The sequence below is a fragment of the Chitinophaga sp. genome (assembly GCF_036569185.1).
In the GTDB taxonomy this organism is placed as follows: domain Bacteria; phylum Bacteroidota; class Bacteroidia; order Chitinophagales; family Chitinophagaceae; genus Chitinophaga.
Window position 1 is genome coordinate 1 of record NZ_DATCRD010000280.1, and the last position, 22667, is coordinate 22667.

A 22667-nucleotide genomic window follows, 5' to 3' on the forward strand; every position below is an offset into this window, starting at 1 on the left:
TACCAAAGCAGTGAATGCCTTGTCCAGCTACTTCAAGGTAACATCTGTGCGCGACGGGCGTATGAAAGCCGCTGAGTTTGAGAGGGGAGTGCTGGTAAAAGAATATAAAGAAACCGCCACTACGGAACCTAACGGTACGCAGGTGACGTTTACACCGGATGATACGGTATTTAAAAACTACCGTTTTATACCGGAATTCCTGGAGAACCAGATATGGAACTATTGCTTCCTCAATGCCGGCCTTACTATCAATTTCAACGGCAGGAAATATCTTTCAAAGAATGGTTTGCTGGACCTGCTGCAGCGTAAAACGAATGAAGAAGATCTGCGTTATCCCATCATTCACCTGAAGGGAGACGATATTGAAGTGGCTATCACCCACGAAAGCCAGTACGGGGAAGAGTATTATTCCTTCGTAAACGGGCAGCATACCACCCAGGGCGGTACGCACCTGGCGGCTTTCCGTGAGGCGTTTGTGAAAACGGTGCGCGACTTTTATAAGAAAGATTATGACGCTACCGATATCAGGGCGTCTATTTGTGCGGCCATATCCATCAGGGTACAGGAGCCGGTGTTTGAATCGCAAACTAAAACCAAGCTGGGCTCACAGGTGGTGTATGAGGGCGGCCCTTCTGTAAAGGCATTTGTGCTGGAGTTCCTTTCCAAGCACCTGGACGATTACCTGCACCGCAACCCGGCTATTGCAGATGCGCTGAAGAAACGTATTGAGCAGAGTGAGCGTGAGCGTAAAGAACTGGCCGGTATTAAGAAACTGGCCAACGAAAGAGCGAAGAAAGCAAACCTGCATAACAGGAAGCTGCGCGATTGCCGCCTGCACCTGAACGATGAGCTTACCGGTAAAGACAAGGCTGAACAGGAAGCCCGCCGCCTGGATTCCACCATCTTTATTACAGAGGGTGATTCCGCCAGTGGTTCCATTACCAAATCCCGCAATGTGGAAACACAAGCAGTGTTCAGCCTGCGTGGCAAACCGCTGAACAGTTTTGGTCTTACCAAAAAAGTGGTATACGAAAACGAAGAGTTCAACCTGCTGCAGCATGCACTGAACATTGAAGAAGGACTGGAGGGGTTGCGCTACAATAACATTGTAGTGGCTACCGATGCCGATGTGGATGGTATGCACATCCGTTTGCTGCTGCTTACTTTCTTCCTGCAATTCTTCCCGGACCTGGTAAAGAACGGGCATGTGTATATCCTTGAAACGCCGTTGTTCCGCGTACGCAACAAGCAGCAAACTATTTACTGCTATAATGAAGACGAGAAACAGAAGGCGGTGAAGAAACTGGGCAATAAACCTGAGATCACCCGCTTTAAAGGATTGGGCGAAATTTCACCGGAGGAATTTGGCCGTTTTATCGGGGAAGATATCCGTATTGAGCCCATCATTTTATCGAAAGACATTCATATCCAGAAATTGCTGGAGTACTATATGGGTAAGAATACCCAGACCCGCCAGGAGTTTATCATCAACAACCTGCGGTATGAAAAGGATTTAGTTGAAGAAACAGTATAGAAAGGCATATGGGCTTAATACACATTGTTTTTGGTCAGTCTTCAGTGCCGGTGCTCGCGGAAGCGGTAGCCATGGATGAGAAAATGAGCGGAGAGATCCGTTGTTTTGAAGATGATCTGTCCGTTGGTCCGTTATTTATCCTGGACACCAAAGAAGGCCGTGCAGGCCGCCGCCTGTTCTGGCAGCAGCTGGCTGGCATTGAACCGGCAGGGCCTGCAGAAGGGGAAGCGCCTGCAGCAGAAGCAGCCGGCGATCCTGATGATGCTGATCTTTTTAAATCCCTGAAAGCGCAATTAAAGGAAGACCCCGAACTGGAAGTATGGATATGGGCCGGGCAAAACGCCCGTGACGTATGCGGCTATTACTGGCTGGTAAGCCAGCTGTACGACTTTGCAGGGCGCATCCATATCATTTACCTCAACAACCTGCCTTTCCTCAATGAGAAAGGCGCTGTGTTTTATCCTACCCATCTGCACCAGATATTGCCAAAGGAATTCCTGAAGGCGAAGAAACTGGCGCGGCCCATTTCACTGGCGGAATATGAACTGGATGGCGATGAATGGCATCGCCTGATGAATGAGAATGCAGGGATCCGTTTACTGGAAGGTGGTAAGAAGATCAAGGGCGAGCCTACTTTGTTTTATGACAAGGAATTACTGGCCCAGAGCGGGAAAGAGTTTGTGAAAGCCTGGAGAATAGTACAGCAGGTAACCGGTAAACTGAAGTACCCTGTGATGGACCAGTTCCTGGGCTGGAGATTGAAAGAGCTGATCCGCGAAGGCAAGCTGGAAAGCCGGGGTGATTTGAAAACCATCCGTGATTTTGAAGTGAAACAACCAGGTGAAAGCATCGAAAACACAACCACCGTATGATAAAGGTAACGCCACTGGAGCTGATGGGCGCTGATGACCGCGGCAGCGGTTATTTCTGGGACTGCAACCGTACAGGTAATTTCCTGGTATGCTACCGGAATGCCGGCAGCAGCAGTGGGCAGCATTATCACGAAGGCAAAAGCGATCATAAAAACCCCGAGGTACTGTACCTGTTCACCGGCAAGGCAGCCATTCACTGGTGCGCATTGGGCGGGAACGAAATAGTAACCACGGAAGTAACAGCGCCAGCCAGGGTGGAAGTGCCCGTGAATGTGTGGCATCAGCTGGTAGCCGTTACAGATTGCTGCTTTATAGAACTGAACTCCCTGGAAGATGTACAGAAAGACAGTGTACGTGTATGGCGGGAGGACTTTGAAAAAATGATTAACGTAAAACCGTAAGTGTATTATACATGGATATGGAAAATAAAACATCAGACGAATCTCTGCACAATGTCATCCACGTGGGGGGCATGTATGAGAGCTGGTTCCTGGATTACGCTTCCTATGTAATCCTGGAGCGGGCGGTGCCCAGCGTGGAAGATGGGTTGAAGCCCGTGCAGCGTCGTATCCTGCACGCCATGAGAGAAATGGACGATGGCCGCTATAATAAGGTGGCTAACGTGATCGGGCAAACGATGCAGTATCACCCGCATGGGGATGCCTCTATCAGTGATGCTATTGTTAACCTCGGACAAAAAGACCTCCTTATTGATACCCAGGGTAACTGGGGAGACGTAAGAACAGGCGATGATGCGGCAGCGGCCAGGTATATTGAGGCCCGCCTGTCGAAATTCGCGCTGGATGTAGCATTTAACCCTAAAACTACGGCCTGGCAGCTTAGCTACGATGGCCGTAAAAATGAGCCGCTGGCCCTGCCGATGAAGTTCCCGCTGCTGCTTGCACAGGGCGCGGAAGGTATTGCCGTTGGTTTATCTACCAAAATATTACCACACAATTTTATAGAACTGATAGAAGCTTCTATAAAATACCTGCGCGGTAAGAAATTTGAGCTTTTCCCTGATTTCACCACCGGCGGCATGATTGATATTGCCAACTACAATGATGGCAAACGTGGCGGTAAAGTAAGGGTGCGAGCACATATTGAAGAGAAAGACAAAAAGACGCTGCTGATAAAAGACGTACCTTATGGTGTTACTACCACACAACTGATGGAGTCTATCGTAAAAGCCAATGACAGCGGTAAGATCAAGATCCGGAAAGTAGTGGATAATACCGCTGCGGAAGTGGAAATTGAAGTGCAGCTGGCGCCGGGTATTTCGCCGGATATCACGATAGATGCGTTGTACGCATTCACTGATTGTGAAATATCCATTTCACCCAACGCCTGTGTGATCGTAAATGATAAGCCACATTTCCTCACTGCGTCAGACCTGCTGAAAGCATCGGCTGATTACACCAAAGACCTGCTGAAACAGGAACTGGAAATCAAGCTGGCAGAACTGCAGGAGAAATGGCATTATACCTCCCTGGAAAAGATCTTCTTTGAAAAAGGGATCTATAAGGAGCTGGAGCAAAAGCATAAGGACTGGGAAACGGTGCTGAACGCCATTGATAAAGGATTTACCCCGTATAAGAAACAACTGAAACGCGAAATTACCCGCGAAGATATTGTGAAACTAACGGAGAAGCCTGTACGCCGTATTTACCGGCTGGATATCAATGAACTGAATGAACAGATCAAAGGTATTGATGCGGAGATCAAGGAAGTGAAAAACAACCTGGCCAATCTTACCGATTATACCGTTTCGTATTACGACGGACTGCTGAAGAAATATGGCAAAGGCCGTGAGCGCAAAACCGAGATCAAAACATTTGACAATATCCAGGTGGCGCAGGTGGCTATTGCCAATACCAAGATATATGTGAACCGTGCAGATGGTTTTATTGGTACTTCCCTGAAGAAAGATGAGTTCGTAGCAGATTGCTCGGACCTCGACAATATCATCGTTTTCCGCCGGGATGGTAAAATGCTGGTTACCAAGGTAGCCGACAAAACCTTTGTGGGTAAAGATATTATTCATGTGGACATATTCCGCAAGAATGATGAGCGTACTACCTACAACATGATCTATGTAGAAGGTAAAACAGGGGTAAGCTATGCCAAACGTTTTAATGTAACGGGTGTTACCCGCGATAAAGAATATGACCTTGCGCATAAGGGAGAGAAGAATTCCAAGGTGCATTACTTCTCTGCCAACCCGAACGGGGAAGCAGAAGTGGTCACTATCAAGCTGAGCCCTAACTGCAGCGCGCGTAACAAGGAGTTCGATATGGCCTTTGAAACCATTGCTATCAAAGGGCGTAGCTCCATGGGTAACGTGGTAACGAAATATCCGATCCGCAGCGTGAAGTTCAAGGAGAAAGGCGTATCCACCCTGGCAGGGCAGAAGATCTGGTATGATACAGAAACCGGGCGTTTGAATACGGAGGAGCGTGGGGTATATATCGGGGCCTTTGAAGGAGATGACAAGATCTTTGTTGCCTTTAAAAACGGCACCTATGAGTTAACGAATTTCGATCTTACGAACCGCTATGAGTCGAACGACGTAGTATATATTGAGAAGTTCACTCCGGAAAAAATCGTAACGGCTATTTACTTTGATGCCGATAAAAAGCAATTCAATGTAAAACGTTTCCGTATTGAAACGCAGACGCTGAATAATAAATTCAATTTCATCAAAGAAGGAGCGAATAATTACCTGGAAATGGTGACCACGCATACCCAGCCTGTCATTTTACTGAAAACAGGTAAGAAGCGCAGCCCGGAAGAGGAAGAAATCGACCTTTCCGAATTCGTGGAAGTAACCGGCTGGAAGGCAGTGGGAACAAGGATTGCAGGGGAAGACCTGATCAGTGCTGAGTTATTGTCTGAAGATGAGGATCCTGATCCGAATGAGGAAGGGCAAACAAGCGCGCAGGGAGAATTATTCTAACGCCTTTTGCAGAAGATATAAAGCGGATAGCATTTTTGCTATCCGCTTTTTTATTTTGTAAGATGATTATACTTTGCCACCCAGGTTCCTGATCAGCTTTTCCAGGACGTTGATGGTCGCAAGATATTCTTCCTCTGTGATGCCTTCCATGATCTTTTCGCGATTCTTTAGCTGGAGGCAATCAATAGCTGCATACTCCTGTTTACCGGCATCCGTAAACGAATAAAGATCGTTTGTGTGGCAGATCCAGCCCCGGGTGAGCAATGTTTCCATTACTTCATCCAGTTCCGCCATCGTGAGGAACCGGCTTACCTGGTGGTAGTAAAGTTCTTTGCTGATCTTCTCATGTGTAGCTATATTTTTTAATACCTGCCAGTGAAACCTGTTGATGCCAAAGGATTCAAAGGCTATATTGGTGAAATGGGTGATCAGGCTGTCGGCTTCCTTCAGGTACCAGCCGATGGGAAGCTTTTCCATTATTCCGGATTGCATAAGGTTTGTTGTTTTAAGCTTTGATGGGGGTAGTTACCTCCACCATAAAGGTGTCGAAAGTGAAATAAAAGCCGAAAGTTTTTCGCATGACCTGCGGCGTCTGTTGCGGTTCTATACCCCCGTTTTTCAGTTGTTCCCACATTGTGTTTACGGCCGTTTCATCTTCCAGGTAGAATCCTATATGAAAAACATCCGGGTAAGTATGATTTCCATGCTCATTCATACGCTGGTTCATCAGCACCAGGATAAATCCATCGGAGCCGTTTAAAACGGATAAGGTATCGTTCAGTTTTGGGTCGTTGCAGGTAAAGCCGAAATAGGTTTCGAATAATGCGCGGGCTGCCGGCACGTCTTTTACGCTGAGGTTTAAGTGATTGAGTTGCATTGTAGTGTAGCGGTAAATGAATGTTCGCTCTTTTATAATGCAAATATAAGAGAATGATTGTTCTTTTAAAGAATTTTTTTTACCCGGGAGGGAAAATTTGCGGATTTTGTCTGACTCAGGATTAGGATGATTTTGCTGATTACACTGATTTTATTTTGGGAATTTGAAAATAGTTTGAGGGGAGATAGAAGCGGATTTTGTCTGACTCAGGATTAGGATGATTTCGCTGATTACACTGATTTTATTTTAGGAATTTGAAAATAGTTTGGGGGGAGATAGAAGCGGATTTTGTCTGACTCAGGATTATGATGATTACACTGATTTTATCCTTTTGAATTTTATAGAGGGGCAATGGAGATATACATGGACCTATTTGCTTTTATCTCCATTAATTATTTCAAATTCCAAAAATATATCAATGTAATCAGCGTAATCATCATAATCAGCGTTCCAAGACAATTTCCCCGCCGAAGGCGGGCCCGGAATTAAATTACATCCGCAATGAAATGAGGATCATTGCCTGGTTCCAGGGGAATGTAGATCCGTTCCCACTCGTTGCCATCAGTTACTTCCCAGGTATGACCGGGGCCACTGGTATCTTCTGCTATGAGAATAATGCCGGGTTCCAGGATAAAGGTATCGCCATTGGTGACGGTGAATTTCAGCCGGCCTTTCAGCGTTACCACAAACTGCCGTCGCGGAGCCGGGTGAGGAACATTTTCGAGATCGCCGGTGCCGGTCTGGCAAAAGAAATAGCCCGCTTCAATTTTGTTCCGGGTCTGGATCTTACCAGTTTCAAAAGAACAGTCTGTTTCGTTGATATTGAATAATCTTATTGCCCTGATAAATGTTGGTTCGTTGTCCGTTGCTGCCATGTGACGGGTTTATTGTTTTTTCTTTGTGGGTTTCTTTGGTGCTTCCTGCTGAAAGTCTTCCGCGGATTTAGGCTGGGTCATGCTTTTCTTTTTCTGATCCAGAGGCTGTGGCGTGGGAGCGCCTTTTCCCAGCGGAATGGCATCATGGAAAATCTTATTGACATGCATCCACTTACCCGCCTGCCATTTAAAGCCTTCGTAATCCATATCGGTTACGTAGGTGAATTTTTTCATGGGCTCATTGGTTTCAGATATGAGGTGATCGAACACGATCATATCCAGTTCCTTATTGTAATTGAGCGTAGCAGTGCTTTCTTTTTTGTATTCAATGACAAAGCGGTTACGGGTAGGTTTGGGCGTGCTGTCTTCTGCAAAACTGAAAAATGGTCCGCCCAGTACAGGAGTACCGTTTTTAAAGGTCAGCATTTCCACTATTTTCTTCTGGCTGCGGGGATTGTTGGCGTCCCAGCCAAAGAGGGTATAATATTCTTTATTAAAGTAATGCCGGTGAACAATGTTATAGTACAGGCAACCGAACCAGGATTTATTATCGGTGATGGTATCGGTGTTGGTCATATAATCGGAGGCATCGAACAGGGGAAAAAGCTTGAGCTGCCCGTCGGCGGTATTCATCTGTATAGCGCCGTAATGCCGGTAGAAGCCATTTTCACGTTCCAGGGCCCAGGTAAAGATCCGGAAGGCGCTGTCCTGCGGATACTGGATGGATATTGTTTTCAGGGAATCGAACCGGAAGCGGAAAGAGTATTTTGTTTTCAGCGCTCTTACCAGCAGGGGAATAAACGCTTCTGTAGCGCGTTGCCGGCCATCATCGCCTTTCCCGCTGAAGATATCTTCGCTCAGCACCTGTAGCGTGTCCTGATTAAGAAGCAGCTGTTTCATGCCAGCCGCATCCGGCTGCTGGGCGAGCGCGAGCATGGAAGTGAAGATCAGCAGCAGCGACAGTAATGGTTTTTTTGCCATATCTATTATACGGTTACGGCTTATAATTATTGTACAGCCTGTGCAAACTGCAACAGGTTTTGATATCGCTGGTCTATCAGTGGATGGGGGAACGGTGTTTCAGGCCGGGTGGATGGGATGAACACGGTTTGCATGCCCAGGCTTTTCCCGAACTGCATATCGCTTAACGTGTTGCCTACCATTACGGAAGTACTGAAATCAATAGCGGGGAAATCCTGCTTAGCCTGTAACCCCATGCCAGTGGCCGGTTTGCGGCAAGGACTACTGCTATCTACATCCGGGCAGAAATAAATAGCGTCAATTTTACCGCCGTTCCGTTCAATCTGCTGCAGCATTTGCGCGTGAATTTCCTGTAGCCCTTCGGTAGTGAGCAGCCCGCGGCCTATACAGCGTTGATTGGTGACCACAATAATACGCTCAAAGCGCTCTGCGAGTATGGGCATAGCTGATAACACGCCCTCACTAAAGTGAAACATATCCGGCCGGAGCACGTATCCGTCGCGGATTTCATCGTTAATTACGCCATCTCTGTCGAGGAATAGGGTCATGATACCAATACTTTTTTTGCTGCTTCGTAATCTTCCGGGATCCCGATATCAATGAAATAAGTGTTGCTGATAAAGCCGTATAATTTGCCCGCCTTTGCACCGGGCTCCAGTACTTCTTTCTCAAAGGAAAATTTTTCCGGGAGCGACAGGCTTTGCAGGAATCCTGCAGAGGTCCGGTAAATGCCGCCATTGATCAATCCTTCTTCCATGAATTTCTTTTCATGGAAATGGGTGATCTGCTGGTGCTCGTCCAGCTGGATGGTACCGTAGCGGTCGAACTGGTGCATGGGCTTCAGTGCCAGCGACAGGGGGCTTTGATGCGACTGGTGAAAATTATTGAAGGCCGCCAGGTTTACATCAAAATAAGTATCGCCGTTAACGATAAAAATTTCGTTGCCTTTTACGGCCTGCAATGCGTTGATAATACCGCCACCGGTGCCCAGTGGCTCAGGTTCTACGGTGAAGGATACACGCAAAGGAAGCGTAGTACTATTGCACCAGCTGATCACCTGTTCAGAGAGGTAGCCGAGCGATAGCACCGCATGTTGTATGCCTTGTTTGTGCAGGTATTGCAGGAGGTAATATAAAAAGGGATGCGTTCCCAGTGGAGCCATACATTTTGGCTTGTCGGCCACTACGCTTCTGAGCCGGGTTCCGAGGCCCCCGGCAAGTACAATACATTCTCCCGTCATGCGCCAAACAGGTTGTTTTCCACTATTTCGCAAATGATATGTCCTACGGTGATATGCGCTTCCTGTATGCGGGGCGTATCGGTAGAAGGGATGTTGATCAGGTAGTCGCTGCCTTCTTTCATCTTTCCTCCGGTGCTGCCGGTCATGCTTACCACGATCATTCCCTGTTCCTTTGCCACTTTCATGGCTTCCAGGATATTGGCTGAATTACCGGAAGTGGAAATACCTACCAGCACATCGCCTTCGCGGCCAATGCCTCTCAGGATGCGGGCATATACCTGGTCGTAGCCATAGTCGTTGCCCACCGCCGTCATGTAAGAAGTATTACAATGCAGCGCTTCCGCATACAATGGCATACGGTCTTTATAAAACCGGCCGGAGAATTCAGCGGCCAGGTGTTGCGCATCTGCCGCACTGCCGCCGTTACCGCAAAAAAGTACTTTATGATCGGTTTGCAGGCTGTGCGTAATCGCTTCCGCCACCAGCTTAATCGTATTTAACAACGGCTCGTCCTGGCAGATGGCTTCTTTCACAGCGATGCTTTCCCGGATCTTATTGGCAATGAATTGTTTCATCAGCAGAAAATTTTGATTTGTTAAACCTTAAATGCTCCACGTTTGAATGCCGTGATTGGTAAAGGTATATCGTTTTACATCTCCTCCAAAACCGTTCAGCGCATCTACCACCGCAAAGCGGGTATTTTTAGGACAATAGAAGATCATGAACCCGCCCCCGCCTGCACCGGAAATTTTACCACCGCTGGCGCCGGCTTTGCGGGCAGCTTCGTAAATTTCATCGAGTTGTGGATTGGTGATGCCATGGGCCATCTTCTTTTTATTCTCAAAACCATAGTTCAGGATCTCGCCTATCTTATCGATAGTACCCCGAAGCAGGGCTTCTTTCATCATCACCGCCTGTTCTTTCAGCTGGTGCATAGCTTCTATGGAATCGTCCTTTTTATCGGTTACATTTTTTTGTTGTTCGGAGATGATAGTGGAAGATAAGCGGCTGGTAGAAGTGTAAAACAGTACCAGGTTATTTTCCAGTTCATGCAGGTTTACTTCTTTGATACGCAGCGGGTTTACGATCACCTTATCGCCTTTATAGAATTCCATGAAGTTAACGCCGCCAAAGGTAGCCGCGTATTGGTCCTGCTTACCGCCGGCCTGGTTCAGGTCTTCCCGTTCAATAGAATAGGCAAGATGTGCCAGGTCGTATTCTCCCAGCGGCAGCTTCAGCCATTCGGCAAATGCGCCCAGCACGGCCACCACAAGGGTAGAGGAGGTACCGAGGCCGGAACCTGCAGGAGCATCTACAAAGGTGGTAAGTTTAAAACCGGTAGCCGGTAAGGAGCCATAATCTTTCTGCACGCGGTTGATCACGCCTTTCAGGATATCCAGTTTGCCATCTAACGGCAAGGGATATACGGCGTCGTAGGTAGCTGTTTCCCGTCTGTCGGCGCAATCGAACACCACCTGCCCGTTTTGCAGGGGCTCTATGGATGCGCGCGCATAGAGGGAGATAGTGGCATTGAGAATGGCGCCACCGTATAAGTCCGAATACGGGCTTACATCTGTGCCACCACCGGCAAGGCCTATACGTAAAGGTGCTTTGCTTCTGTAAATCATGCTGCTTTGTTTTTAAGCGGAAGGCGTAAAGCAGAAAGCAAAAAGTTATTGAAGCGATTGATAATTGCAGATATTGTTTAACACTGTTAGTCGGTTCAATAGCTTTTTGCTTTCTGCTTTCAGCCTTCTGCTGCTAAAATATGAATTTCTTTTGCCAGTCGCGCCCAGGAATACTGCAGCTTTTCTTTCCGGAGAGCTTCCACCATATCCGCTTCGCGGTTGTCCACGAAATATTTTTCAATGGCGGCGGCAATAGATGCCGGGTCCGGTTCTGCCTGGAAACCTACTACACCATCGGGCACCATTTCCACGAGGCCGCCTACATTGGTGACCACCATGGGTTTTTCAAAGTGATACGCGATCTGCGAGATACCGCTCTGGGTGGCGCTTTTATAGGGTTGTACCACCAGGTCGGCAGCACAGAAATAATTCTTAACGGCTTCGTTGGGAATGAAATCGGTGTGCATCAGCACACGATCGCCCAGTTGTAATTTGTTCAGCAGGTCCAGGTAGGGAGCGGCGTCTTCATAATACTCGCCGGCTACGATGGCATGTACATCCAGCTTTTTCAGCCTTTCATCTGCCATTGCCTGCAGGAGCAGGTCCAGTCCTTTATACTGGCGGATAAAGCCGAAGAAAAGGATATATTTTTTGCCCTGGGCCAGTTTCAGCTGTGCGCGGGCTTCTTCTTTGGAGATGAGGGCGCCGTAGTTATCGTAAATAGGATGGGGAATGAGCGAAGCCTTCTTCACCGGTTCAAATACCCGCAGGTCGTTGAGCACCGATTGGCTCATGGCTATAAAAGCATCTACCGGTTTCAGGAAATACTTTGTAAAGGCCACATCCCCGGGTCTTTTTTCATGCGGTACTACGTTATCAAGTACGGCAATCACTCTGGTATGTTTACGTTTACCCAGGCGAAGGAGGGAGCCCAAGGCAGGCCCCATGATGGGCAGCCAGTATTTGGTGATGATGATATCGGGGTTCATTTTCCGGATCTTCCGTCCTGTTATTAACCAGTTCAGCGGGTTTACAGAATTGATGAGCCGTTTGATGCGCAGATGCGCCGGAGCCGGATCGGTAGAGAACTGACTTTTCCCCGGGAAAAAGAGTTTGGGGTACTGAATGGTAAAGGTCCATATTTCCACCTCGTCTGTTTGCTGCAGCTCTTCTGCCAGTCGCTCGTTATAAGCAGCCAGCCCACCCCGGAAAGGGTAGGCTGTTCCCAGAATAAGTATTTTCTTTTTGTTAGCCATAGATTCAGATGCAAAATGTGAAGGAGAGGATCAGCGCCTGCGGTTATGTGGATGAGATAACTCCCATTCCTCCTCTGTAACATTGCTGGTATGATCCATCCGTTCTTCCACCAGGTAGGAGTTGCGTTCGGTGGCATTGCGTGTTACCAGCTCGCCGATAAAGCCGGTGAGGAATAACTGTGAACCGATGATCATGCAAAGCAGCCCGAAATAGAACAGGGGCCTGTCTGTCATGTTTACCTTGTCGAAGAATATTTTCGCCAGTGCCAGGTAAGCCGCTACTACAAAACCTACGAAGAAGGAGAGGGATCCAAGTGCGCCAAACAGGTGCATGGGGCGTTTACCGAATTTGCCGATGAACATGATGGTGGCCAGGTCCAGGAAGCCGTTGATAAAACGTTCCAGTCCGAATTTGGTGACGCCATATTTACGGGCACGGTGCTCCACTACTTTTTCGCCTATTTTACGGAAACCGTTCCATTTTGCGATAACAGGAATATAGCGGTGCATTTCACCGTATACTTCTATTGATTTCACTACTTTTTTACGATAGGCTTTAAGACCGCAGTTCATATCGTGCAGTTTTACGCCGCTCATGCGGGTAGTAGTGTAGTTGTATAATTTTGAAGGAATATTTTTGGTAAAGGTGTTATCGTAACGTTTCTTTTTCCATCCGCTCACCAGGTCGAAACCTTCTTCCACGATCATTCGGTAGAGCTCCGGTATTTCGTCGGGGCTATCCTGCAGATCGGCGTCCATGGTGATTACCACATCGCCCTGTGCCGCGTTGAAGCCTTCGTTGAGGGCGGCGGATTTGCCATAGTTGCGCTGGAACTTGATCCCTTTGATAAGAGGGTTCTGCGCAGCCAGTTGTTGTATAACGGCCCAGGAGTCGTCGGTACTGCCATCATCTACCATCCATACCTCGTAGGTAAAGTGGTGTGCATCCATCACTCTTTCTATCCATGCGGCAAGTTCCGGTAAGGATTCTTCTTCGTTTTTTAAAGGAACGATTACGGATATGTTCATCTTTATAGAATAGTATTATTGTAGTGGTCTTTCAACTGGTTTTTTGCGAATGATCAGTGAAATGATCGCTGCTATCGCAAAATAGAATATTATTCCTTTCAGGAAGTCCATGAATGATTTTTTAATTCCAACATTGAAGTCGGTTTTACTTAATTCATCCAGTTGTTTATCAATTTCTTCCTGTGGTGCTTTGAATTTGTGCATCCATTTTTCCGTAGATTCCAGGAGGTTATCTTTCAATGCATCCACGAGCTTCGGATCAATATATTTATAGAGCACATACTGGTAAACGGTAATAATAGCCGTTCCAATGATAAATGCTGTAAATATGGGTTTCAGTGCTTCTTTAAAACTGATATACCCACCCTGCTGTTTTTTTACCTCCAGGCCGGCGAATATGGCAATGACAATAAAAACGGCCAGTTGCAATACACTGTTCCACCAGGAAAACAATACAGATGGTCCGGCGATGTAGGTGATAACGTTCAGGAATATCAGTGATATACCGCCCACTACACCCCATAACAGGCCCGGGTTAGAACTTTTCTGCATATAGGTTAATTATTTATATGAAAAACGGGTCCATTCACTGTGGCATGTACTTTTCCCTTCAGTTGTTCGCCAATATACGCTGAATTTTTGGACCGGGAAGCGATGTGGGCTTTAGTGAACTGCCAGCTGGTTTCCGGGTCGAACACGGTAAGGTTGGCGGCGGCGCCTTCCTGCAGGGCAGGTTGGGGCAGGCCGAATATTTTTCTCGGGTGGGCAGTGAGCATAGTGATCAGCTGTTCCAGCGGGAGTTGAGGCAGGTATTGCCTTAACACGCCGAAAGCGGTTTCCAGGCCGATCATTCCATTTTTGGCATATTCAAATTCTACCTGTTTGGCATCCCAGTCCTGCGGCGTATGATGTGTAGCGATGCAGTCGATGGTACCATGTAAAACCGCTTCCTGCAGGGCCTTCACGTCGTCCGCGCTGCGTAGTGGCGGGTTTACTTTCAGGTGGGTATCGTAATTAATGAGTTGTGCGTCTGTTAAAGAGAGGTGGTAGGGCGTTGCCGAGCAGGTCACCTTGATACCATCTGCTTTTGCGGCGGCGATCAGTTCCACTGATTTGCGGGTGCTGATGCCGGTAAAGTGGATCCGGGAATCCGTGTATTTCGCCAGCTCCAGGTCGCGCTGAATGATCAGTTCCTCCGCCAGGGCGGGTTTACCGGGCATTCCCAGCTGCGTGGAATAGAGGCCTTCGTGCATCAGCCCATGTGCAGAAATACTTTGATCGTCCGGCAGTTGTATAAGGGTGCCGTTGAATGCTTTGATGTATTGCAGGGCTTTGAGCATCAGTCCCGGCGACTGTAAAGGTTTGAAGCCGTCGGAGAATGCAACGGCGCCTGCCTGCTGCATTTCATACATTTCTGCGAGGCCGGCGCCTTCCAGGTTCTTGGTGGCAGCGCCAATTGGCAATACAGTGGCCGCCGAATGACGGGTCCTGCTCAGTACGTATTCGATTTGCGGTTTGGTGTGCAGGGCGGGCTGAGTGTTGGGCACTACCATTACGGTGGTGAATCCGCCGGTAGCAGCAGCCCTTATGCCGCTTTGCAGGTCTTCTTTGTGTTCCTGGCCGGGATCGCAGAAATGTGCGAAAACATCCATCCAGCCGGCGGAAACATGCAGGTTGTCACCTGAAATAACCGTTGCCCGGGCATCTTCGAGGTTGTTGCCAACCTGCTGAATGATCCCGTTCTGGATAGAAATGTCTTTTTGCTGCCCGTGCAAAGGAGAGGAAGGCGCTATGATCTTTACGTTCTTGAGTAGTATGTGCATGCTTTACGTTCTATAACCGGTCCTAAAATACAGGGGCAAATGTAACATAAAACTGTTAATTGTTGAAGGCGCAGCGCCCCTGCTTTCCAGGAGCGTTGTTCAGGTTGGTATGATAATTGAAAATGCAGGGGTAGCAGATCAAAATAACTACTGATGATTGACTATCTTTCTAACCTCGTAGCCCGGATATGCGACCGCTCAGATCAATTGCATAACGGCCAGACAACCAGCTGGCAGGCCCTTCGCGAAGCAGAACAACTCGCTAATCACGCTTATATACCCCTACTTTATCAATATATTGAGCAGGAGCCGGATAAAGATAAGCGCCGTGCCGCCTGTTTTATTATCACCCAACTTTCCAGGAATACCAACGACCCCGAAGTAATCCGTTTTTTGCTGGACAGGATAAGGATAGAGCAGGATGCAGATATGATCACCGCCATGCAGCAGGATCTTGAACGCGGACTGGCCATACCGGGCTATATTAACCTGGAGCCTTTGTTTAACAATACGCTTTCCATTAATAATAATATCCGCCGGTCGGCGCTCCTGGCGCTGAGAGGCACCCGCCATCCTTCTGTGGAAGACTGGGCCCTGAACCTGCTGAAGCGCACCGTAAATGAATATGATATCTATTATATCACCCTGTTGCTTCATAAAATAGGCACCCAGAAAAGTGTGCCCGCACTGAGAAGGCTCCTGGAATACCACCGGCAGGATGTAAAAAGCCTGGCTTTTGCCGCTATTGCTGATATCGAAAAAGAGAAGGAAGCCATGTTTTATACCCGTTGCCTGATGCGGGGCCAACTGAAGTTTGAAGCGATGGAGGCTATTTACAAGTATGCAGATGAAAACGCCATCCAGGCAGTAACTGCGCGAATTACAGAACTGTTATCAAAAAGACGCAGCAGCGCCAGGATGACCATAGAAACCGTGAAGAACGGGTTTACAGACCTGATGCTGGGCATGGAATTCCTGTTCCGTTTCCGTACCGCGAAAGCAGACGTGAAAAAAACATTTTCCTGGATCACAGAAAAAAGAGCCGATTACCTGTTACCCCAGGAAAGGGAATGGGTGAAAAAACATCTTGTGAGCGCTTAACGGGTAAAACCTTAATTTAGCTCCCCAAAAAGAAGGATGAAGAAAGCTTTCCTATTGCTTTTGACAGGATGGATAACGGGCGGGCTGCAATACACCTATGGCCAGCAACGCCAGTATACAATGGCCGAAGCCACCAATGGCCTCCGTCAGCAACTGGCGCCTGAACGGTTAAAACAGTTTGAATGGATCCCCGGCGAAAATGCCTACACGAGGGTATTATCCGAAAAAGATAATTATGCCTGGATAAAGGTGACCCTTCCCTCCGGCAAAACAGATACCCTGCTTACACTGTCGCGCCTCAACGAACAATTATTTTCTTCCAGGCCATTGAGAGGCGTACCTCCGCTTCACTGGATCTCTGCTACCAGCGCATGGTTCGCCATTGGCAATACCCTTTATAAAGGACAACTGCAGAATGGCGGCATGCAATTCAGCCAGTGGTGCGAATTACCGGAAGAAGCAGAAAATATAACCGTGAACCCTCAAAGCGGGCAAATTGCCTGGACGGAAAAGAACAACCTCTTTATCCGTACCGCTGAAGGCAATGTGCAGGCGGTTACCAACGACGCCGATATCAATATTGTGAATGGAAAAAGCGTTCACCGTGAGGAATTCGGCATCGATAAAGGTATTTTCTTCTCCCCGAAGGGCGATCAGCTGGCATTTTACCGCATGGATCAGCGGATGGTAAATGATTATCCTGTTATCGACTGGTCCGTAACCCCGGCGCATAATACCAACATCAAGTACCCGATGGCGGGCGGTACATCCCACGAAGTAACACTCGGTATTTATCAGCCATCTACCCAAAAAACTATTTTCCTCAAAACCGGCGGCCCGGCAGATCATTACCTCACCTGTGTTACATGGGCGCCCGATCAGCAATCCGTTTATATAGCGCTGCTGAACCGTGAACAGAATCATTTGTGGCTGAACCAGTACAGCGCTGTTACCGGTGAACTGGTAAAAACGCTGTTTGAAGAAACAGATCCAAAATATGTGCATCCCACACACCCGCTGACTTTTGTTCCCGGTACTACCGATCAGTTTATCTGGTGGAGCGAAAAAAGCGGGTATAGTCATTTGTATCTCTATAATACTAAAGGGGAACAACTGCGGCAGATTACTTCAGGTAACTGGGTGGTGAATGAATTAACAGGTTTTAATACGAAGAAGAACGAGATCATCTTTACGGCTTCCAAAGAAAGCCCTATGGAAAAACATCTCTATAAAACCAGTTATAAGCAGAAAACAGCTGAACCTTCCCGGCTGGATAAAGCAGCAGGCTGGCATGATGCTCAAGCCAGTGAGGATGGCAGTTATGTGCTGGACGCTTACAGTTCCGGTACCACGCCTTATGTGGCAGGTGTAATTGCGACCAATGGTAAATCAGAACAAAATATCATCACCGCTGCCGACCCGCTGAAAGATTTCCAGCGCCCGCAGATCAGGCAGGTAACCCTGAAAGCGGACGATGGTACTCCTTTGTATGGTAAACTGATCCTGCCGGTGCATTTTGATTCCACCAAAACCTACCCGGTGATCGTTTATCTGTATAATGGTCCAAACGTGCAGCTGATCCGCAATACGTATCCCTACAGCGGCAACCTTTGGTATGAATACATGGCGCAGCATGGTTATGTGATCTTTACGATGGACGGACGGGGTAGTGATAACCGCGGGAAAGCTTTTGAGCAGGCTACTTTCAGGCAGCTGGGCACTGTGGAAATGAACGACCAGTTACAGGGAGTGGCTTACCTGAAATCGCTGCCATATATTAACCAGCAGAAAATGGGCGTACATGGATGGAGCTTTGGTGGTTTTATGACTACCTCGCTGATGCTGCGCCATCCCGGCGTATTCCAGGCGGCGGTAGCCGGCGGACCGGTGATCGACTGGAGTATGTATGAAGTGATGTATACCGAACGTTATATGGATACACCGCAGGAAAACCCTGAAGGCTATGCCAACTCCAACCTGCTTACCCAAACGAAGAATTTGCAGGGGAAGCTGATGCTGATCCATGGCACTAACGACGATGTGGTGGTTTGGCAGCATTCATTAAAGTTCCTGAAAGCCTGTGTAGACAACGAAGTGCAAGTGGATTATTTTGTTTATCCCGGGCATCTGCATAATGTGTTGGGAAAAGACAGGGTGCACCTGATGCAGAAGATCACTGATTATTTTGATGCGAACCTGAAATAATTTTTTTACTTCTTTCAGTAAAGCGAAGATCACCGTAATGGGTTGGTCTTCGCTTTATTATTTTATACCGCAAACAGCGGAGCAGATGAGTGTTGTAACAAAGATTAAAATTCCCGAAAACAGGCTTTACGCAAACGCTTGCGCGGATAACGCAAGCGTTTGCGTACATGGAATGCCAAAAAAATCATGTAGAATCGTTGTAGCAATTAATCAGAAAGTGAACTAAGCTGGAAAAGCAGCAATTATAGACAGCGAACAATGAAGTCGAGTAACCTGCCACGGTGAACAGCTGTGGCAAGGTTATCGATAAGATAATACCTCACCGGTGATGTATCACCAGCTGCGACTCCATGATAGTGCGTTGATAATCGTTCAAAGCATGTTCCCCATTCAGGAGTGACAATAACATATTAGTAGCCGCCTGGCCCTGTTCATAAGGGAACTGCTCCACAGATGCCGCAGGGGGGAAGGCCGTATAACCGCTTACCGGTGTATTGGCGTAAGATACGAAAGTTATATCCTTATTTATTTCCAATTTTTGTTTCAGGGCATATTGTACCGCATCCATGGCTACATAATCGTTGAAAGTAACGATGGCGGTCACCTTTCTTTTGAGAGATAGCAGGTACTGCATGGCTTCTTCCGTGCCGGCGGTGGTGAGGTCGGCGTTCACGATCATTTTTGGATCGTATTTCAGGCGGTGTTTCTGCAGCGCCCTGATATAGCCGGTAGCCCGTTCTTTGCTGGCCACCATTGTTTCGGGGCCATTGATCATACCAATTACGCGGTGGCCTTGTTTCAGCAGGAAATCCACTGCCTGTACAGTGCCTGATTCCAGGTTAATAGATACCGAATGCATATTCGGAAGGGCAGGAATACGGTCAAAAAAAACTACCGGGATACGCGCCTGTTGCAGCATTTCAAAGTGCTCGTAGTTGCTGGTGTTTTTCCCGATGGATACAATACAGCCATCCACCCGGTGCTGTTTCATGCTCTGGATGATCTGCTTTTCCCGGGCTTCATCGTCGTGCGACTGGCCCAGCAATACGGTGTAGTTATTACTGTATGCAGTATCCTCAATACCACTGATAGCGCTGGCAAAAAATGCCTCCGACAACTCTGGCAAGAGGATCCCGATGGTAAATGTTTTACCCTGCTGGAAATAGATCGCCGTTTGATTGCGCTCATAATTCAGCTCAGCAGCCAGTTCCTTTACCCTGGTTTTGGTTCTCAATCCGATACTGTGATGATCATGTAACGCCCGTGATACCGTGGATACAGAGATGTTCAGCCTTTTTGCAATTTCCTTTATTGTTGGTTGACCTGAAGAAACCACCTTTCTCATACATTTCAGCAATTAATAGAAAATAGATACAGCGTATACTCTGCCGGACAAGTTACTTAGATATTGGAAAACATTAACTTTTTTTTATGAATAAAGCTTCTTTAGGATGACGGTTTTAAATTTTTCAGGTGTGTCAACATCTATCTGGGCTGAATTCTAACAATGTTCTAACGGACTGAGGGGGGCTTCGGCCTGCTATTTGCTATGGAGGGGTTGCTTTCCCATTGTATCCCCGACTATTTATATATACTTAATTATTAGATTATTAAAAAGTATAATTTTATGAAAATAGCACAATTAGCCTTGCCGGTAGCTTTAGTAACCATTTTCGCTTCCTGTTCTGCTCCCCGGAAATTAAGGGAATCGCAGGCGAGGAATGCACAACTCGACAGCCTTTACCGGGCTACCTATGGTAAGCTGAGAACCTGCGAAGAAGATGCTGCCCGTGCCGCTGCATCCTACAAAGAAAAAGTAACGAATTTAACCGAGCAACAGGAGCAACTGAAAACCAATAACTCCCAGATGCTGGACCACCTGAAAGAACTGTCTGTTATTTCCAACTCCCAGGCGGAAAGTATCAAGAAATCACTGGATAACATCGGCGCTAAAGACGCCTATATTAAAGACCTGCAGTCTGCCATTGCCCGTAAAGACTCCCTGAACATGCAGCTGGTGATGAACCTTAAAGGCGCCATTGGCAATATGGATGATAAAGACATCAATATTAAAGTGGACAAAGGGGTGGTATATATAGACATCTCCGATAAACTGCTGTTTAAAAGCGGTAGTTACGAAATCAATGAAAGAGCCAAGGAAGTACTGGGTAAAGTGGCCAAGGTGCTGATTGCCCAGCCGGATATCGAATTTATGGTGGAAGGCCATACCGACAACGTGCCTTACCGTCCGAACGTGTTGCTCGACAACTGGGACCTGAGCGTGAAGAGAGCTACCTCCGTGGTGCGTGTACTTCAGAACCAGTATAACATTCCGCCTGCACGTATGACTGCCGCCGGACGCAGCGAATACCTGCCTATTGCTTCCAATGATACCCCCGAAGGTAAGGCCGCTAACCGCAGAACCAGGATCGTGATATTACCACAACTGGATCAGTTCTTCAAGTTGCTGGAAAAACCGGCGAACTAAGGGGATTTGCCTGATGCGGATTTTGTCTGACTCAGGATTACGCTGATTATACTGATTGGCAGGATTTGATCATTTTTGATAATAAAGGATTAAGGGAGATATAAGCGGATCCGCTTATATCTCCCTTTAATTTTTTAGAACTGGAGAAAGGTAAAGAAGCTTATGTGGCATTAGTTACGCGCCCGTTTACAGCGTGGTCAGAAAAACACCACGAATCGTCCTGTCATTCCCCTTATCCAGCCATTGTTTGCAGCAATTGTTCCTGCTTTCTTTGCAGAAGAATATTAATGCAAAGAGATCCCTTATCTACAAGCTGGGGTCACTACAAAATCAGGAAACATGAATACCGTAAATAGTAACAGTGAAACGGACCGAAAGCCCAAGCTCCTGTCCTTGCAGGACTTATTGGAATTAACAAAGCCCGTCAGGACAAGAATGATCATTGCCTGTATATTACAAGGCATTTCGGCTATAGCCTCAGTGATACCTTTTATAGCGGTAGCGGATTTAGCGAGAGTACTGCTCCGGGAAGGTCCTGTTGATACGAGCGCCGCATGGAAGGCCTGCTGGATAGCGTTTTACGCTTTAATCATCCGTATGGCCAGCACTTATACAGCCTTTTTTATTTCCCATGATGTTGACAATGACTTCCAACTACTGATCAGGCGCAAACTGGCGAATCATTTGGTGCGGGCGCCTCTGGGGTGGTTTACTACCCGTAGTGCCGGGGATGTAAAAAAAGGAATGGCAGATGATGTGATGCACATACATTATCTCATTGCGCATGCCGCATTAGAGCTGCTCACTGCTTTTCTCATTCCCGTTATTACGATTGTATACCTGTTTACTATCAGCTGGTCAATGGCTTTGGTTATGCTTATCCCCATTATCATAGGGATGTATATGTACGTCAGGCAATTGAAAAAGGGACTGAAACTGATGGATACCTATACGGAGTCAATGGGCAGGATCAATGGGGCTGCAATTGAGTTTGTACAGGGAATTAGTGTAGTCAAGACATTTGGACAAACGGGCCGGGCGCATCACCGCTTTTTAGAAACGGCAGATAACTTTCTGTCCGTGATGTGGAATATGATGAAAGGAACATTGCGGGTATCCTCTTGTGCCGAACTGTTTCTTACCCCGCTAATGGCATTGGTTGCCATTACGGCGGCAAGCATATTTGCCGTTCAGATGGGATGGCTGGAACCATTTGCCATCATTCCCTTTACTTTATTGGGATTGGGTATTACCGCACCATTGCTGGCGATGTTCTATGGAGGAACGGCATTACAGGAGGCATGCGTAGCGGCAACTAACGTAAAAGCATTGCTTTCCACAGCTGTTCTGGAAGAAGCTGCACCCGGAAAAAAACTTAATAACCTGGAGCTGGAACTGCAACATGTTTCTTTTAGCTATGATAATAAAACAAAAGCGCTTAACGACATAAACATCGTCTTAAAGCCGGGAACAACTACCGCATTGGTCGGCAGGTCCGGTTCCGGAAAATCAACCATCGCCAAACTGATACCCCGGTTCTGGGATGTTTCAGAGGGCAAGATATTGCTAGGCGGTGTAGACATTAAAGATCTGCCCTCAACTGTTTTATACCGGCATATCAGTTTTGTTTTCCAGGAGGTACAAATGTTAAGTGCAACTGTCCGGGAAAACATTGCGCTTGCCAGACCTGAGGCAAGCGAAGAAGAGGTTATAAAATCAGCAAAAGCAGCAAACATCCATGACCGGATTATGGAATTGCCACGGGGATATAACAGTATTGTTGGTGAGGATGCACTGTTTTC

Annotated in this window: 21 protein-coding genes; 8 read left to right on the forward strand and 13 right to left on the reverse strand. The window is 47.4% G+C overall.

Going from position 1 to position 22667, the window contains the following annotated elements; genetic code table 11:
* The 4 genes from VIM72_RS21645 to VIM72_RS21660 form a co-directional block, all read left to right on the forward strand.
* Positions 1–1534 (forward strand): toprim domain-containing protein (locus VIM72_RS21645; protein WP_332004911.1); only part of this gene is annotated, 1534 nt, incomplete at its 5' end.
* An 8-nt stretch (positions 1535–1542) separates the two neighbouring features.
* Positions 1543–2406 carry a DUF1835 domain-containing protein gene (locus VIM72_RS21650; RefSeq protein ID WP_332004912.1) on the forward strand — a complete coding sequence of 288 codons (864 nt, stop codon included), beginning with the start codon at positions 1543–1545 and terminating at the stop codon, positions 2404–2406.
* Positions 2403–2807, forward strand: coding sequence for a hypothetical protein (locus VIM72_RS21655; RefSeq protein WP_332004913.1), 405 nt, complete (start codon positions 2403–2405; stop codon positions 2805–2807). The genes VIM72_RS21650 and VIM72_RS21655 overlap by 4 nt, the downstream gene beginning before the upstream one ends.
* A gap of 17 nt (positions 2808–2824) precedes the next feature.
* Entirely contained in the window at positions 2825–5362 is a 2538-nt protein-coding gene (locus VIM72_RS21660; RefSeq protein ID WP_332004914.1) for a DNA gyrase/topoisomerase IV subunit A, read from the forward strand.
* 66 nt (positions 5363–5428) lie between these two features.
* Here VIM72_RS21660 and VIM72_RS21665 read toward each other — a convergent pair whose 3' ends face one another.
* The 12 genes from VIM72_RS21665 to VIM72_RS21720 all read right to left on the reverse strand — a co-directional run bounded on the left by VIM72_RS21665 (position 5429) and on the right by VIM72_RS21720 (position 15071).
* On the reverse strand, positions 5429–5854 hold the full coding sequence (locus tag VIM72_RS21665; protein ID WP_332004915.1) for a MarR family winged helix-turn-helix transcriptional regulator: 426 nt from the start codon (positions 5852–5854) through the stop codon (positions 5429–5431).
* Between the two features lie 13 nt (positions 5855–5867).
* Positions 5868–6239 (reverse strand): VOC family protein, encoded by a 372-nt coding sequence (locus VIM72_RS21670; RefSeq protein WP_332004916.1) that lies wholly within the window; start codon positions 6237–6239, stop codon positions 5868–5870.
* A gap of 485 nt (positions 6240–6724) precedes the next feature.
* Positions 6725–7114: a hypothetical protein gene (locus VIM72_RS21675; protein ID WP_332004917.1), complete on the reverse strand. Its 390-nt coding sequence runs from the start codon at positions 7112–7114 to the stop codon at positions 6725–6727.
* Between the two features lie 9 nt (positions 7115–7123).
* The gene (locus tag VIM72_RS21680; protein ID WP_332004918.1) at positions 7124–8095 is read right to left on the reverse strand and encodes a hypothetical protein; all 972 of its coding nucleotides are present in this window, start codon (positions 8093–8095) and stop codon (positions 7124–7126) included.
* A gap of 26 nt (positions 8096–8121) precedes the next feature.
* Positions 8122–8643, reverse strand: a complete 522-nt coding sequence (locus VIM72_RS21685) for an HAD-IIIA family hydrolase (protein ID WP_332004919.1) — start codon at positions 8641–8643, stop codon at positions 8122–8124.
* Complete coding sequence (locus VIM72_RS21690) at positions 8640–9335, reverse strand: nucleotidyltransferase family protein (RefSeq protein WP_332004920.1); 696 nt, start codon at positions 9333–9335, stop codon at positions 8640–8642. The genes VIM72_RS21685 and VIM72_RS21690 overlap by 4 nt, the downstream gene beginning before the upstream one ends.
* Positions 9332–9910 (reverse strand): D-sedoheptulose 7-phosphate isomerase, encoded by a 579-nt coding sequence (locus tag VIM72_RS21695; RefSeq protein WP_332004921.1) that lies wholly within the window; start codon positions 9908–9910, stop codon positions 9332–9334. Before VIM72_RS21695 ends, VIM72_RS21690 begins: the two co-directional genes overlap by 4 nt.
* Positions 9911–9937: 27 nt before the next feature.
* Positions 9938–10963, reverse strand: coding sequence for a dehydrogenase (locus tag VIM72_RS21700; protein ID WP_332004922.1), 1026 nt, complete (start codon positions 10961–10963; stop codon positions 9938–9940).
* A gap of 119 nt (positions 10964–11082) precedes the next feature.
* Positions 11083–12219, reverse strand: coding sequence for a glycosyltransferase (locus VIM72_RS21705; RefSeq protein WP_332004923.1), 1137 nt, complete (start codon positions 12217–12219; stop codon positions 11083–11085).
* A gap of 30 nt (positions 12220–12249) precedes the next feature.
* Positions 12250–13248 carry a glycosyltransferase family 2 protein gene (locus tag VIM72_RS21710; RefSeq protein ID WP_332004924.1) on the reverse strand — a complete coding sequence of 333 codons (999 nt, stop codon included), beginning with the start codon at positions 13246–13248 and terminating at the stop codon, positions 12250–12252.
* Between the two features lie 15 nt (positions 13249–13263).
* The gene (locus tag VIM72_RS21715; RefSeq protein WP_332004925.1) at positions 13264–13800 is read right to left on the reverse strand and encodes a DUF4199 domain-containing protein; all 537 of its coding nucleotides are present in this window, start codon (positions 13798–13800) and stop codon (positions 13264–13266) included.
* A gap of 5 nt (positions 13801–13805) precedes the next feature.
* Positions 13806–15071: a dihydroorotase gene (locus tag VIM72_RS21720; protein ID WP_332004926.1), complete on the reverse strand. Its 1266-nt coding sequence runs from the start codon at positions 15069–15071 to the stop codon at positions 13806–13808.
* A 153-nt stretch (positions 15072–15224) separates the two neighbouring features.
* Between VIM72_RS21720 and VIM72_RS21725 the strand changes: the two genes are divergently transcribed.
* Together VIM72_RS21725 and VIM72_RS21730 are read left to right on the forward strand one after the other, a co-directional pair.
* Positions 15225–16172, forward strand: coding sequence for a hypothetical protein (locus VIM72_RS21725; protein ID WP_332004927.1), 948 nt, complete (start codon positions 15225–15227; stop codon positions 16170–16172).
* A gap of 36 nt (positions 16173–16208) precedes the next feature.
* A complete protein-coding gene (locus VIM72_RS21730; RefSeq protein ID WP_332004928.1) occupies positions 16209–18377 on the forward strand; it encodes a S9 family peptidase in 2169 nt (722 codons plus the stop codon).
* Positions 18378–18696: 319 nt separating this feature from the next.
* Here VIM72_RS21730 and VIM72_RS21735 read toward each other — a convergent pair whose 3' ends face one another.
* Entirely contained in the window at positions 18697–19722 is a 1026-nt protein-coding gene (locus VIM72_RS21735) for a LacI family DNA-binding transcriptional regulator (RefSeq protein ID WP_332004929.1), read from the reverse strand.
* A gap of 282 nt (positions 19723–20004) precedes the next feature.
* On the opposite strand from VIM72_RS21735, the gene VIM72_RS21740 reads away from it, so the two are divergent.
* The gene (locus tag VIM72_RS21740) at positions 20005–20865 is read left to right on the forward strand and encodes an OmpA/MotB family protein (protein ID WP_332004930.1); all 861 of its coding nucleotides are present in this window, start codon (positions 20005–20007) and stop codon (positions 20863–20865) included.
* A gap of 435 nt (positions 20866–21300) precedes the next feature.
* Positions 21301–22667, forward strand: a 1367-nt coding sequence (locus VIM72_RS21745) for an ABC transporter ATP-binding protein (RefSeq protein WP_332004931.1), incomplete at its 3' end; no start/stop codon positions are given.

Excerpts from the sequence above, each read along its gene's own strand:
- VIM72_RS21650 (WP_332004912.1), top strand. The coding sequence starts at position 1,543 with ATGGGCTTAATACACATTGTTTTTGGTCAGTCTTCAGTGCCGGTGCTC.
- VIM72_RS21655 (WP_332004913.1), top strand. The coding sequence starts at position 2,403 with ATGATAAAGGTAACGCCACTGGAGCTGATGGGCGCTGATGACCGCGGC.
- VIM72_RS21660 (WP_332004914.1), top strand. The coding sequence starts at position 2,825 with ATGGAAAATAAAACATCAGACGAATCTCTGCACAATGTCATCCACGTG.
- VIM72_RS21665 (WP_332004915.1), bottom strand. The coding sequence starts at position 5,854 with ATGCAATCCGGAATAATGGAAAAGCTTCCCATCGGCTGGTACCTGAAG.
- VIM72_RS21670 (WP_332004916.1), bottom strand. The coding sequence starts at position 6,239 with ATGCAACTCAATCACTTAAACCTCAGCGTAAAAGACGTGCCGGCAGCC.
- VIM72_RS21675 (WP_332004917.1), bottom strand. The coding sequence starts at position 7,114 with ATGGCAGCAACGGACAACGAACCAACATTTATCAGGGCAATAAGATTA.
- VIM72_RS21680 (WP_332004918.1), bottom strand. The coding sequence starts at position 8,095 with ATGGCAAAAAAACCATTACTGTCGCTGCTGCTGATCTTCACTTCCATG.
- VIM72_RS21685 (WP_332004919.1), bottom strand. The coding sequence starts at position 8,643 with ATGACCCTATTCCTCGACAGAGATGGCGTAATTAACGATGAAATCCGC.
- VIM72_RS21690 (WP_332004920.1), bottom strand. The coding sequence starts at position 9,335 with ATGACGGGAGAATGTATTGTACTTGCCGGGGGCCTCGGAACCCGGCTC.
- VIM72_RS21695 (WP_332004921.1), bottom strand. The coding sequence starts at position 9,910 with ATGAAACAATTCATTGCCAATAAGATCCGGGAAAGCATCGCTGTGAAA.
- VIM72_RS21700 (WP_332004922.1), bottom strand. The coding sequence starts at position 10,963 with ATGATTTACAGAAGCAAAGCACCTTTACGTATAGGCCTTGCCGGTGGT.
- VIM72_RS21705 (WP_332004923.1), bottom strand. The coding sequence starts at position 12,219 with ATGGCTAACAAAAAGAAAATACTTATTCTGGGAACAGCCTACCCTTTC.
- VIM72_RS21710 (WP_332004924.1), bottom strand. The coding sequence starts at position 13,248 with ATGAACATATCCGTAATCGTTCCTTTAAAAAACGAAGAAGAATCCTTA.
- VIM72_RS21715 (WP_332004925.1), bottom strand. The coding sequence starts at position 13,800 with ATGCAGAAAAGTTCTAACCCGGGCCTGTTATGGGGTGTAGTGGGCGGT.
- VIM72_RS21720 (WP_332004926.1), bottom strand. The coding sequence starts at position 15,071 with ATGCACATACTACTCAAGAACGTAAAGATCATAGCGCCTTCCTCTCCT.
- VIM72_RS21725 (WP_332004927.1), top strand. The coding sequence starts at position 15,225 with ATGATTGACTATCTTTCTAACCTCGTAGCCCGGATATGCGACCGCTCA.
- VIM72_RS21730 (WP_332004928.1), top strand. The coding sequence starts at position 16,209 with ATGAAGAAAGCTTTCCTATTGCTTTTGACAGGATGGATAACGGGCGGG.
- VIM72_RS21735 (WP_332004929.1), bottom strand. The coding sequence starts at position 19,722 with ATGAGAAAGGTGGTTTCTTCAGGTCAACCAACAATAAAGGAAATTGCA.
- VIM72_RS21740 (WP_332004930.1), top strand. The coding sequence starts at position 20,005 with ATGAAAATAGCACAATTAGCCTTGCCGGTAGCTTTAGTAACCATTTTC.